This window comes from Flavobacterium sp. GNP011, from assembly GCF_056428925.1.
Genome location: NZ_JBWJVJ010000013.1, coordinates 22,388 through 35,056, shown reverse-complemented (window position 1 = coordinate 35,056; position 12,669 = coordinate 22,388). Strand labels below are relative to the sequence as shown.

The window sequence follows — 12,669 nt, the reverse complement described above, 5'->3', positions numbered from 1 at the left end:
ACCCGCTGTAGCGCGAGAACGTTAGTGGCTAGCTTAAGAAAAAACGACAGACGATGAGCATTGAAATTACTTCAAAAATAATTGGACAACTAAGACAAGAAGAAAATTTTTCTGATTGGTGGAAAAGTGGCGAAATTGAAATTCCGTTTTTTGACAAAGAAAAATTATCCATAATATTTATGGATTTTGAACCCGAACACGACAAAACATTTATTGCCGAAGCTGACCAAGCTTTGACATCCTTTTTGAAATTAAACTCTGACGATAGAAACGCAATTTCCAACCTTGCTTATAAAAACTGTATGGACTTTTTAGAAGCAGTTGAAATTGACTCAGCGGACGAAGTATTAAGACAAATAAAAAACAAAAACGAAATTTGGAATTTCATTCAACCATCTGAAATTTATGTAACGAGACGCCCTTACAATGAACGAGACATTTATATTCAAATTGCTTGTGAATGTGATTGGGAACAGGAACACGGACTTCAGCTTGTATTTCGGCAAGGAAAGAAATTAACGAGAATAAGTGACCAAGACGGACATTTGACAGAAGCAGACGCTTATGGAAAACCGGATTCAAAAGATAAATTGTTAAGTCAATTTGACCAAAAAGAAAATAAAACTGAAACTGAGTGGTGGAAGTTTTGGAAATAAAGCCAGCCACTAACACACGCTACAAGCAATTTGGGTATTAGGCTTGATTTGAAAATTGGTTTGTATTTGGGAGATTTGGCAAATCCGAAAATAGGGCTTAATTTAGTCCCAAACTGCTTGTAGCGCGGAAACGTTGTGCGTCAGTTTCGAGCGACAGAAAACCGAAAGAAAAATTAAATTGAAATAACTAAAAATTGAAAATTGAACAGAAAAATATTTATAATTCTCATAATAATTATTACATTTTCTTGTGAACAAAAATCTAATAACAAACTAACAAAATTAAAAATGAACTTAACAGAAAACGTTGAAATTAAAACAATTATTGAAAGTTTAAAAACTGGAATGATTGAATATATCGAGCCAGGAGAAACTGAATATACTGAAAAAGATGTTGAAAAATGTATGAAATTAATTGATACATTTTTAACTGAATTAGCACAAACCGAAAACAAAGAAAATGGAATGAAAGTTGTTGAGAAAGTTGTTCTGAAATTAAATGAACTAAATGAAAAATGTGAATACGAATTAATCGAAACAGATCAAAGAGAACAACTTGCAGAAATAATAATTTTGGCAGGAAATCTTAAAGGTTATAATGAAAAAGATGAAGATATCACCGAAGAATGGAGAGAATGGTAAAACTAAAACAGAATTGTAAATAAAAACCGAACGCACAACAGCAGTTTGGCAATATGGCGGGTTTTGGGCTTAATTTGAAGTTGATTTTGTACTTGCAAAGTCAGTGTTTAACCGAAAGTTTAGGCTTACTTAATCCGCCACATCGCCAAGCTGCAAAACGTTATGGGTTACTTGTGCCGAAATGACGCTGGAGAAAACAATCAGGAAGTTGTATTCACTAAAAAAAACTATCTAAATGAAGGACTACGTTTGTCTATTATTATTCATATTTCCATTTATAATGAATGGACAAAATTTATCAGATAAAATTGAAAAATCTACTTTAAGTTTTCGAGAATTGTTTCTAGAAAAAGATTTTGAAACACTTTCAGATTTTGCAACACCAAAACTAATCGAATATTTGAAAACAAAACAAGATTTAGTTTTCTTACTAACGGAATTGAGTAAAAATTATGAAGCAAAAGGAGTTAAAGTCACAAACATTTCATTCGGGAAAAACTCTGAAATAATTAGTTATAAAAATCAACTACAATGTAGTATTCCTTTCAGTTTGGAAATGGAGGACGCTAAAAAGAAAGTGAAATTTACAGCTGGTTTAGCACTGATTTCGTTTGACAAAGGAGAAACTTGGTTTTATACTTTTAAAGTCGAAAAAGACCCAATAACAAATAATGAAATATTAGATTTGGATGCCAGAATAATTATTGACGAAAGAAATCAAATTATCTTTAACAAATAAAAAAAGTTGGCATCTGACAATAGAAACTTAAAAAGTTTACGGTTTAATTGTAATTTCGACTAAAACAAGCAACCCATAACACACGCTACAAGCAATTTGGGTTTTAGGCTTAATTTGAAGTTGGTTTTGTGTCAGGAAGATTTGGCAAATCCGAATAATGGGCTTAATTTAGTCCCAAACTGCTTGTAGCGCGAGAACGTTAGCAGATAGTGCAGAAAAAATCCGTAGAAAAAGAAAACCAAAACAGAAATGAAGCAATTTTTAACTCTTATAATTCTTGTTTCTTTTAGTAATTGCGGGAAAAATAAAAAAATGAAAAAATTCAATTCCGAATATAATTATTTTGTAAACATTCCTGAAAATTGGAGTGAATATGAAACTGATGAAAAAAACACAAATGCTTTTTTTGACACAACTCAATGGACGGGAAATTTAAGAATAACTCCAATGAATTATGAAATCAAAAATGCAAAGGAATTTTTAAGAGAAATATTAAGAGAAGAAAACGGCCAAAATATAGATTGGAAAAATATACAAGGAGTTTACTATGTTGAAAATGCAAAAAATGAAGAAATAAATTATTGGATTTTAATCGAAAAGAACAAACTTTACATTTGCTCTTTTACTGTTGGAAATCTTAACGGAAAAAACGAAATTGAAATGGAATTGAATAAAGTTGCTGAAATACTAAAATCAATTAAAACTGAATAAAAGCACCATCTGCTAACACACGCTACAAGCAATTTGGGTATTAGGCTTAATTTGAAATTGGTTTTGTATTTGGGAATTTTGGCTAATCCGAAAAATAGCGCTAATTTAGTCCCAAACCGCGTGTAGCGCGGGAACGTTACCAGCAAGCAACTAAAAAAGAGAAACTTAAGTGAAAGTTCAAAAAATTACATTTATAATTTACATTATATTGGCAATTGTAATTGTTTGGCTGACTTATGGCTGGTTGAATCCAAATTATGAAAAGTGTTTTAGGCAAAATTCTGAAGAATTTGCAGAGAATCGTATTGAATTTGAAAAACTAATTAGAAATATAAAAACTCAATATTTGAAAGTCGAACCAAATCCTAATTTAACAGAATTATCGAAGAAAATATCTGAAAATTATGAAGAAGAACTTGATAAAGTTGGAATAGAAAGCGTGGAAATAAGTTCCCAAGAAGACCTAAATTGTTCCGAAAAACTAACTTTTACATTCAATGTGAAATCTGGTTATAATATTAACAAACTGCGAAATGTACAAATCATTTATTCGCCTTGTAATGAAGAAACTGAAAAAGATTATCATTCCAATTCAAACCATATTGACATTAATGGCGAAGGAAATAATTGGTTTATTTTTTCGGACACAGACTACATATAAATTGCCAGCTGGTAACAGCTACTACAACGGATTTGGGCACTTGGCTTAATGAGAAGTTGGTTTTGTATTTGGGATGATTTGGCAAATCCGAAAATAGGGCTTAATTTAGTCCCAAACCCGCTGTAGCGCGGGAACGTTAGTGGCAAGCTTACGTGAAAAGCAAGAAAACAAGAACTTAATCCAATAAATGAGAAAGCTTATTAAAATATTAGTTGGAATAATAGCAGTCTATTTTTTGGCTGTACTTGCATTTGCTTACGAAGAAAACTACAGAGAATTAATCCGAAATCTATTTCAACAATTAACAGAAAATAAAATTTCATTTAAGAATTATGGAAAGTATTTTCACTTTGCAAGTGGTGAATTTATTTCAGCATTTTTAATTTTTATAATTTCAATAATTTTATTGTTAAAAAGGCAAGAAAATAGACAACGCATAAAAAATATTTCACTTGGCACGTTGCTTATAATAATTTCGACAATTATTTTTTGCTACATAGATGCTAATGGAAAATTAATTGAATGTACTGCTTGTGACGATGGAAAAAGAGTTTTGGCTTTTAATGATTTAAACTATGATTTGATATTTATTTCAAGTTTAATCTTTGGAATTTTGCCAGCAATTGTAACAGAAATCAGAAATCGCAACAGAAAAAAAGCCAGCCACTAACAGCCACTACAACGGATTTGGGCATTTGGCTTAATGGAAAGATGGTTTTGTATTTGGGATGATTTGGCAAATCCGAATAATGGGCTTAATTTAGTCCCAAACCCGCTGTAGTGCCAGAACGTTACCAGCAAGCAACTAAAAAAGAGAAACTTAAGTGAAAGTTCAAAAAATTACATTTATAATTTACATTATATTGGCAATTGTAATTGTTTGGCTGACTTATGGCTGGTTGAATCCAAATTATGAAAAGTGTTTTAGGCAAAATTCTGAAGAATTTGCAGAGAATCGTATTGAATTTGAAAAACTAATTAGAAATATAAAAACTCAATATTTGAAAGTCGAACCAAATCCTAATTTAACAGAATTATCGAAGAAAATATCTGAAAATTATGAAGAAGAACTTGATAAAGTTGGAATAGAAAGCGTGGAAATAAGTTCCCAAGAAGACCTAAATTGTTCCGAAAAACTAACTTTTACATTCAATGTGAAATCTGGTTATAATATTAACAAACTGCGAAATGTACAAATCATTTATTCGCCTTGTAATGAAGAAACTGAAAAAGATTATCATTCCAATTCAAACCATATTGACATTAATGGCGAAGGAAATAATTGGTTTATTTTTTCGGACACAGACTACATATAAATTGCCAGCTGGTAACAGCTACTACAACGGATTTGGGCACTTGGCTTAATGAGAAGTTGGTTTTGTATTTGGGATGATTTGGCAAATCCGAAAATAGGGCTTAATTTAGTCCCAAACCCGCTGTAGTAGCGGGACGTTGGCAGTAATTATCCGAAAAATGAACGCAAACGACATCTAACAATGGAGAAAAATAAAGATAGAACTGAAATTGCAAGCGATGTAAGTGGAAACAGAGATGGAATTGGTGTGGAAATTTTTCGAAATAATGAACTTTTAATAGAAATATTTAGAGATGACACCAAACTTACAAGAACAGTAACTTTATGGAAGCAAGATATCCCTTTAGAATTAATTGAAGAAAGTATTCAAGACTTTAAACAAAACATTCCTTGGGATTTTATACAATATTAAAATTATGCCATTTCCTATAGAACCAAAATACATAAAAGAAGCCGAAGTTGAATTGGGAATTGAATTCCCAAAATCCTTCGTCGAAAAAATGGAAAAAGAAAACGGCGGAGAATTTTCAACCGATGAAGATGATTGGACACTATATCCATTTTTTGACAAATTAGATAATAAAAGAATTAGCCGAACTTGTAACCACATTATTTTAGAAACCAATCAATTAAGAGAAATAGAAGACTTTCCAGAAAATGGAATTGCAATCGCAGAAAATGGTTGTGGAGATAATTTAATTATGTTGCCGTTCGAGGAAAATCAAACAAAAATAAAAGAAAAAATTTATGTTTAGTTACACGAAACTGGAGAGATTATTGAAATTGCAAATTCAATCGAAGACCTAATTGAATGAAAATAACTACTGCCAACACACGCTACAAGCAATTTGGGTTTTAGGCTTAATTTGAAATTGGTTTTGTATTTGAAAGATTTGGCAAATCCGAAAATAGGGCTTAATTTAGTCCCAAACTGCTTGTAGCGCGGGGACGTTAGTGGCTATATTACCAAAAAACAGCAGAAAATGAGAAACAAATGCCATTTTTTATTATTAATTTTATTTACGACAAATTTCTATTGTCAAATTCCGAATATAGAAAACAATTATTCTAAAAGCGACTCCTTAACTAATCCTTTATTGAAAACATTTTTAAAAGAATTTGAATTCGTTTTAGCATATTCAGATGTTTGTTGCTCGAAAGAATACAAAATCATAGGTTTAAAAAATGGAAAATGGAATAGCTGGACGTATTCAGATAATTTTATTCAATGGACTAAAAAGAAAGGAGAATCGGAAATAAAAGTTGATACAATTAAAACTGGAACATTTTTGGAAGGCGAAAAAGGAAAAAAAATCAAAAAAAACAATGTAAAAAAATTATTAACTAAATTATCCGAAATTGGATTTTGGGAATTAAAAAACGATTCTTTAAACCAATCAAGAGTCATTAAAACTTATATCGAAGATGGCGAAACAATTAATAGAAAAGCAATTATAACAGATGGAACTAACTATGTTTTTGATTTAATTTCAAAAAATAAGTTTAGAAAAATTCAATCTTATTATCCTGAATATTTTGTGGAATTATTCCCTGATATGATCGACAGAAAGAAATTTATAGAAAGTAGAGATTATTTTCTAAATTGGTGGAAAAAATACAGCCACTAACACACGCTACAAGCAATTTGGGGATTTGGCTTAATGGAAAAATTGGTTTGTATTTGGAAGATTTGGCAAATCCGAAAATAGGGCTTAATTTAATCCCAAACTGCTTGTAGCGCGAGAACGTTAGCGGTAATGCTCTGAAAAAATAACGCAAAAACACTATTATGAAAAAAATACACCAAATTATTTTGACTTTTTTATGTTTAGTTTTATCGTCTTGTCAAAATAACTCGCTCAATGGAAAAACATTATCGGGACTTGAGGAAGATGAATATTTTGATGCTGCAAACCAGCACTTTCAAACAAATTTAACTTTTAAAAATGATAGCGTAATAGTTGAACGAAATTCAGTTTCGATAACAACAAATGAAAAATCAGCTTTCAAAAAAACTGGTGAAATGTATCGTTACAAAGGAGCGGTTAAAAAGAATGGAAATAAATTGAGTTTTGTTGCTGTTGAATATAAATGTAATGATTGCCCACCAATAGTTGAAGTTGGAGAAAATGGTGATATTAAAGATGTTTTAGATAAAAAAAAATATGAAGGTTACATGACAAAAAATGGGGCGAAGTTTAACGGAATAGAATTTAAAGAGAACTAAGCACTACCGCTAACAGCTAGTAAGCAATAGTCGGGAATTAGGCTTAATTTGAAGTTGGTTTTGTACTTGAAAAAATAGTGATTATCCGAAATAATAGCTTTATTTAGCCCGACCATCGCCTACTAGCGGGACGTTAGCGGTAATGCCCCCGCATAGGAGGAAATTTATCTGTTCAAAAATGAAGCCTATTTGGAATATTAAAAAATAATAATGGAAAAGAAACTCAGAATATATACACCAAAAAGCTCATTCGAAATTGACAAACGTTTATTAATGGCAATGACTTTATGGTCACTACCCTTTTTATTTAATTTTGCAAAATCAATATTTCCTGCAAATGAAGAAAACCTTGATTTACTGGGTGTGTTTTTTGTAATAATTGCTTTTCTATACTCCCTTTATTTCATTATAAGTAACTGTTTTAAATGCGAAACCACTAATGGCGAATTTACTGGATATTTGATTATAGACTCCGAAAAAATCACTTGTAATGATGACGTTTACACAATTTACGAAATTGAAAAAATAGCCATTCTAAGTGATTACTATCGTGGGAAATTTAATGGAAATATAAGAGCTTGGGAACGAAAAAAATCAAATGGCGTTAAAAATTACATCGAGATACATAAAAAAGATGGAGAATTTAAAAAACATTTTTTTCTTCAGACTAAAACAGAAAATATAAAAATGTTTTCAGATGAAATCAGAACTTATTATCGATTTGGTAAATTAGGAGAACAGAATTATAAAAATATCGTTGACTGAATGCACTACCGCTAACACACGCTACAAGCAATTTGGGTATTAGGCTTAATTTGAAATTAATTGTGTATTTGGAAGATTTGGCAAATCCGAATAATGGGCTTAATTTAGTCCCAAACTACTTGTAGCGCGGGGACGTTGGCGGTAAGTTTAACACGAAATCGTAAATTCAATAACCCATGATAAAAAAATGAAAAAACTTCTTTACATACTTTCCCTATTTTGTTTTTTGAATTCGTTTGCTCAAACTATGATTAAAGTTGAAACCTATGATGATGATGAAAAACACAAATATTTTTTACCCCATTTAATAGATGAAAACGATATGGGAAGCAGTCTAGGAACTGAAGATGACAATGGTTTTTACAGTCTAAAATATTTGAAACTAGACAGCCTAAAAACTTATCGATTATATCTTGATGATTCTCGATTTATAAAGGTCGATAAAAAATTAAATTTAAAAAACAATGATACTTTAATTGTAAAATTACAACCTAATCCAAACTACAAACCCAAAACCTTCTCCAAAGATGTAATATTAATCAATTGCCCGTTTTATGATGTTTATCCGTATATGCCAAAAATAGCTACAAGACTTGATGATTTACCTTTAAAGGTATCTCAAAAAGTTAAAGATTATCTTTTATCTAGAGTTGGAGAAAAGTTTTATAAACAGATTTATTTCAAAGAAGGAAAAATAATTGATAGCATTTTTTATAAAAGACATAACATGGAAACACGATACCTTTATATTTTATGTTTTTCATTTTCAAATATTGAAAAAGGAATTGGCGAATATACTTCTAACATTGAAGTAGATGAATTTGGTAAAATTATTAAAGACATTGATTTACCGATAAAAAATCCTTTAATAAATAATATAATTTCTTTACAAGAAACAAAAAACAAAGCCGTTAACCGTAAATTCAATGTTAAAGAAAAAACAAAAATAGAATTGAATTACGATGTAAGTAAAAATATATTGGTTTGGAAATTCACAAATGAAGATTATAAATCAAATAATACTTTTCTTCAAAAAATATTAAGATATAATGCTCATAATGGAAAGTATTTAGATTCAAATATTGCTGAAGGACAATGGATTGAATAAAACCTACCGCCAACACACGCTACAAGCAATTTGGGTATTAGGCTTAATTTGAAGTTGGTTTTGTGTCAGGAAGATTTGGCAAATCCGAAAAATGGACTGAATTTAGTCCCAAACTGCTTGTAGCGCGAGAACGTTACTGGAGACTTGTGCCGAAATTACGCAGATAAAAACAATTAGAAAATAAGCACACGTTCCGCAAGAAGTTTAAAAGCAGAAGCGTGAAAGTTGGATTTTGCCAACAGAAACTGAAAAGCAGAAGCGTAAAAATTGGAACTTGCCAGCAGAAACATGAAAAGTTGAAAACTGAAAAACGGAAGCGTTAAAATTGGAATTTGAAAAGCAGAAACGTGAAAGTTGTAATCTGCCAACAGAAACCTGAAAAGTGGAAAACTTGAAAATTTTTGAGCAGAATTTTAAAACGAAATGTAAATAATTGAAAATAAAACGTTGAAAATTACGAATCGAAAATCACAAACGTGGAAGTTGGATTTTGCCAACAGAAACGTGAAAAGTTTGCGGTTTAATTGTAATTTCGACAAAAACAAGCCTCCAGTAACACACGCTACAAGCAATTTGGGTATTAGGCTTAATTTGAAGTTGGTTTTGTGTCAGGAAGATTTGGCAAATCCGAATAATGGGCTTAATTTAGTCCCAAACTGCTTGTAGCGCCGGAACGTTAGCGGTAACCTTAAAAAAAAACAGCTTCGGAAATGAAATTGACTATTAAAAATCGCGATACTGATTTGAAATCTGAAAAATTTGACATGATAATTCCGTGTGAAATTTCATCATGTCAAAAGACTTCATATGTTGACTTTGAATTCGAAGAAAAAGAAAGTCAGAATATAACTGGGAAATTTTTACTTAATGATGACGCTGAAGAGTTAACAGAATTTAACTTTTATCACTTTAAAAACACTAAACTTATTTTCTTCAGATTTATGTATCAATGGGGAATAATTGATATAGAAAAAAAGCAACTTAAGAGAAATGAGCTAGATAAATCATTGGATTTACCTTTTTTTTATTTGCATGAAAATTGTATTTTAATAGTAGATGATTTATTTGCAGAAACTATAACTTTTGACGGTGAATCTGTCGATAGAATTGGAAACGAACAACCTTATGAAATAACGGAATATGAAAATTATTTTGAGTTTGATATTATTGGAGTTGAAAAAAGAAAACTAATGAAAAAGGCTACCGCTAACACACGCTACAAGCAATTTGGGTATTAGGCTTAATTTGAAATTGGTTTTGTATTTGGAAGATTTGGCAAATCCGAAAATAGGGCTTAATTTAGTCCCAAACTGCTTGTAGCGCGGGAACGTTAGCAGAAAATTTTAAAAACCAAAAAAGAACATATGTCTAAACCTAGAATATTTATAAGCTCAACTTGCTACGACTTAAATGACGCAAGAAGCGAACTAACAAATTTTTTAAATAGTTATAATTTTGAAGTCTTAAACTCTCAATTAACAAATTTTGGTGTTTCGCCAGGTTTACATTCTCATACTGCTTGTCTAGAACAAGTAAATTATGCTGACTTTTTTATATTAATAATAGGAAAACGTAGAGGCGGAACTTATATTGGAACCGAAAAATCGATAACTAATGAAGAATATAAATTAGCAGTAAAACGAGGAATACCAATAATGATCTTTGTTGATAAAGTTGTAGAAACAGTAATGCCTATTTATAAAAAAAAACCAACAGCCAATATGTCTAGTTATGTTGATGATGTTAGAATATTTCACTTTGTTGAATATATAAAATCATCTTCTTCTGATAATTGGATTTTTCCATACGAAAATGTAAATAATATTAAAGACACAATAGTTGCTCAGTTATCATTCTATCTTTTATTATTTTCTAAAAGCTTAATAAGCCAAAAAACAAAGGAAAAAAGTATTGATAGTTCCAAACTTTCATATGTTGAATTTCCGTCTAATATAGATGAAATAACTAGTAAAAATATGGAACAAGAAGAAGAAACTGCTTTTCGAAATGGAATAAAAGAATTACACTTAATTCTAAAAAGCATTCTTAGCTCTGAAGGGAATAATGACAATAAACTTGAAAAAATAAAAGTTCTTTGGGTTATTGCTAAGTATGGAGAAATATCTTGGGATTGGGAATATTTTGAAATAGATAATAATCTTTTTAAAGATTATGCTTGGAGCACAACAAAAGGTGAACGTGTATTTACTCAATTAAAAATTTTCGGAGCTAAAGGTGAATATGATATAGATGAAGATTTACGAAAAACTACAATTAGACTTAGCTTTGACAAACAATCAGATGATTGTCATATTGCTAATGCTTTAAAAATAGTTGTAACAGATTTGATTGAAAAATATGGGGAAGATAGTTTAGAAATTTTTCAAAAAGCTGATTTCAGGATTTACCTCAAATAAATCTTCTGCTAACACACGCTACAAGCAATTTGGGTATTAGGCTTAATTTGAAATTGGTTTTGTATTTGGAAGATTTGGCAAATCCGAATAATGGGCTTAATTTAGTCCCAAACTGCCTGTAGCGCGGGGACGTTATGCGTGAGTTGCCGAAATTACGCAGATGAAAACAATCAGAAAATAAACTTTTGTTTCCGCAAGAAGTTTACAATGCGGAAGCATGAGAGTTGGAACTTGCCAGCGAAAAGTTGAAAAGTTTAAACGTGAAAAGCAGAAGCGTGAAAGTTAGAATTTATCAGCAGAAACTTGAAAAGTTTAGACCTGAAAAATAGAAACCTGAAAAGCAGAAACTTTATTTTTTTGCACAGAGTTTTAAAAAGAAAAGAACGTTTTCAAAATAATGAACCGAAAATCAGAAACTTGAAAATTGGAATTTGCCAACAGAAGCGTGAAAAGTTTACGGTTCAATTGTAATTTCGACAAAACAATCCCCGCATAACACACGCTACAAGCGATTTGGGCATTTGGCTTAATGGGAAAATTGGTTTTGTATTTGGAAGTTTTGGCTAATCCGAAAAATAACGCTAATTTAGTCCCAAACCGCGTGTAGCGCGGGAACGTTATGCGTGAGTTGCCGAAATTACGCAGATGAAAACAATCAGAAAATAAACTTTTGTTTCCGCAAGAAGTTTACAATGCGGAAGCATGAGAGTTGGAACTTGCCAGCGAAAAGTTGAAAAGTTTAAACGTGAAAAGCAGAAGCGTGAAAGTTAGAATTTATCAGCAGAAACTTGAAAAGTTTAGACCTGAAAAATAGAAACCTGAAAAGCAGAAACTTTATTTTTTTGCACAGAGTTTTAAAAAGAAAAGAACGTTTTCAAAATAATGAACCGAAAATCAGAAACTTGAAAATTGGAATTTGCCAACAGAAGCGTGAAAAGTTTACGGTTCAATTGTAATTTCGACAAAACAATCCCCGCATAACACACGCTACAAGCGATTTGGGCATTTGGCTTAATGGGAAAATTGGTTTTGTATTTGGAAGTTTTGGCTAATCCGAAAAATAACGCTAATTTAGTCCCAAACCGCGTGTAGCGCGGGAACGTTACAGGGCAGTTATGCCGAAATTACGCAGATGAAAACAATCAGAAAATAAGCATTGATTTCGCAAGAAGTTTACAAAGCAGAAGCGTGAAAATTGGAATCGATAGCAGAAGTCGGAAAGTTGGAATCTGAAAATAGAAGCGTAAAAAGCAGAAACGTGAAAATCGGAATTTGCCAACGGAAACTTGAAAAGCAGAAACTTGATTTTTTTTGCGCAGATTTTTAAAACGAAAAGAAAATATTTGAAATAATGAACCGAAAATTACGAGCAGAAAAGCAGAAACGTGAAAATTGGATTTTGCCAAAAAAAGCGTGAAAGTTTTGTGT

General features: G+C 31.0%; 15 protein-coding genes. All 15 read left to right on the top strand.

From position 1 onward, the window contains the following. The first annotated feature begins 53 nt into the window (after positions 1–53). The 15 genes from AC061E_RS11240 (at position 54) to AC061E_RS11170 (ending at position 11,241) form a co-directional block, all read left to right on the top strand. Positions 54–656, top strand: coding sequence for a DUF6985 domain-containing protein (locus tag AC061E_RS11240; protein WP_478286327.1), 603 nt, complete (start codon positions 54–56; stop codon positions 654–656). A 288-nt stretch (positions 657–944) separates the two neighbouring features. Next, on the top strand, positions 945–1,298 hold the full coding sequence (locus AC061E_RS11235) for a hypothetical protein (protein WP_478286326.1): 354 nt from the start codon (positions 945–947) through the stop codon (positions 1,296–1,298). A gap of 235 nt (positions 1,299–1,533) precedes the next feature. After that, entirely contained in the window at positions 1,534–2,037 is a 504-nt protein-coding gene (locus AC061E_RS11230; protein ID WP_264564819.1) for a hypothetical protein, read from the top strand. Between the two features lie 312 nt (positions 2,038–2,349). Then, a complete protein-coding gene (locus tag AC061E_RS11225; protein WP_478286325.1) occupies positions 2,350–2,748 on the top strand; it encodes a DUF3805 domain-containing protein in 399 nt (132 codons plus the stop codon). Between the two features lie 169 nt (positions 2,749–2,917). After that, entirely contained in the window at positions 2,918–3,409 is a 492-nt protein-coding gene (locus AC061E_RS11220; protein WP_478286312.1) for a hypothetical protein, read from the top strand. Between the two features lie 187 nt (positions 3,410–3,596). Then, entirely contained in the window at positions 3,597–4,079 is a 483-nt protein-coding gene (locus tag AC061E_RS11215) for a hypothetical protein (RefSeq protein ID WP_478286324.1), read from the top strand. 154 nt (positions 4,080–4,233) lie between these two features. Further along, positions 4,234–4,725 carry a hypothetical protein gene (locus AC061E_RS11210; protein WP_478286312.1) on the top strand — a complete coding sequence of 164 codons (492 nt, stop codon included), beginning with the start codon at positions 4,234–4,236 and terminating at the stop codon, positions 4,723–4,725. Positions 4,726–4,905: 180 nt separating this feature from the next. Continuing rightward, positions 4,906–5,136, top strand: coding sequence for a hypothetical protein (locus AC061E_RS11205; protein WP_478286323.1), 231 nt, complete (start codon positions 4,906–4,908; stop codon positions 5,134–5,136). Positions 5,137–5,140: 4 nt separating this feature from the next. Next, a complete protein-coding gene (locus tag AC061E_RS11200) occupies positions 5,141–5,479 on the top strand; it encodes an SMI1/KNR4 family protein (protein WP_478286322.1) in 339 nt (112 codons plus the stop codon). Positions 5,480–5,707: 228 nt separating this feature from the next. Continuing rightward, entirely contained in the window at positions 5,708–6,352 is a 645-nt protein-coding gene (locus AC061E_RS11195; RefSeq protein WP_478286321.1) for a hypothetical protein, read from the top strand. 161 nt (positions 6,353–6,513) lie between these two features. Continuing rightward, the gene (locus AC061E_RS11190; protein ID WP_478286320.1) at positions 6,514–6,951 is read left to right on the top strand and encodes a hypothetical protein; all 438 of its coding nucleotides are present in this window, start codon (positions 6,514–6,516) and stop codon (positions 6,949–6,951) included. A gap of 210 nt (positions 6,952–7,161) precedes the next feature. Beyond that, the gene (locus tag AC061E_RS11185) at positions 7,162–7,716 is read left to right on the top strand and encodes a hypothetical protein (protein WP_478286319.1); all 555 of its coding nucleotides are present in this window, start codon (positions 7,162–7,164) and stop codon (positions 7,714–7,716) included. Positions 7,717–7,903: 187 nt separating this feature from the next. Then, positions 7,904–8,824 carry a hypothetical protein gene (locus AC061E_RS11180; protein ID WP_478286128.1) on the top strand — a complete coding sequence of 307 codons (921 nt, stop codon included), beginning with the start codon at positions 7,904–7,906 and terminating at the stop codon, positions 8,822–8,824. Between the two features lie 710 nt (positions 8,825–9,534). Then, positions 9,535–10,062 (top strand): hypothetical protein, encoded by a 528-nt coding sequence (locus tag AC061E_RS11175; protein ID WP_478286318.1) that lies wholly within the window; start codon positions 9,535–9,537, stop codon positions 10,060–10,062. A 126-nt stretch (positions 10,063–10,188) separates the two neighbouring features. Beyond that, positions 10,189–11,241, top strand: a complete 1,053-nt coding sequence (locus AC061E_RS11170) for a DUF4062 domain-containing protein (RefSeq protein WP_478286317.1) — start codon at positions 10,189–10,191, stop codon at positions 11,239–11,241. Positions 11,242–12,669 lie beyond the last annotated feature (1,428 nt).

What these genes read in the sequence shown, in the direction of transcription:
- AC061E_RS11175 (WP_478286318.1), top strand. Translation starts at nt 9,535, where the DNA reads ATGAAATTGACTATTAAAAATCGCGATACTGATTTGAAATCTGAAAAA.
- AC061E_RS11170 (WP_478286317.1), top strand. Translation starts at nt 10,189, where the DNA reads ATGTCTAAACCTAGAATATTTATAAGCTCAACTTGCTACGACTTAAAT.
- AC061E_RS11235 (WP_478286326.1), top strand. Translation starts at nt 945, where the DNA reads ATGAACTTAACAGAAAACGTTGAAATTAAAACAATTATTGAAAGTTTA.
- AC061E_RS11240 (WP_478286327.1), top strand. Translation starts at nt 54, where the DNA reads ATGAGCATTGAAATTACTTCAAAAATAATTGGACAACTAAGACAAGAA.
- AC061E_RS11185 (WP_478286319.1), top strand. Translation starts at nt 7,162, where the DNA reads ATGGAAAAGAAACTCAGAATATATACACCAAAAAGCTCATTCGAAATT.
- AC061E_RS11190 (WP_478286320.1), top strand. Translation starts at nt 6,514, where the DNA reads ATGAAAAAAATACACCAAATTATTTTGACTTTTTTATGTTTAGTTTTA.
- AC061E_RS11200 (WP_478286322.1), top strand. Translation starts at nt 5,141, where the DNA reads ATGCCATTTCCTATAGAACCAAAATACATAAAAGAAGCCGAAGTTGAA.
- AC061E_RS11230 (WP_264564819.1), top strand. Translation starts at nt 1,534, where the DNA reads ATGAAGGACTACGTTTGTCTATTATTATTCATATTTCCATTTATAATG.
- AC061E_RS11205 (WP_478286323.1), top strand. Translation starts at nt 4,906, where the DNA reads ATGGAGAAAAATAAAGATAGAACTGAAATTGCAAGCGATGTAAGTGGA.
- AC061E_RS11215 (WP_478286324.1), top strand. Translation starts at nt 3,597, where the DNA reads ATGAGAAAGCTTATTAAAATATTAGTTGGAATAATAGCAGTCTATTTT.
- AC061E_RS11225 (WP_478286325.1), top strand. Translation starts at nt 2,350, where the DNA reads ATGAAAAAATTCAATTCCGAATATAATTATTTTGTAAACATTCCTGAA.
- AC061E_RS11180 (WP_478286128.1), top strand. Translation starts at nt 7,904, where the DNA reads ATGAAAAAACTTCTTTACATACTTTCCCTATTTTGTTTTTTGAATTCG.
- AC061E_RS11195 (WP_478286321.1), top strand. Translation starts at nt 5,708, where the DNA reads ATGAGAAACAAATGCCATTTTTTATTATTAATTTTATTTACGACAAAT.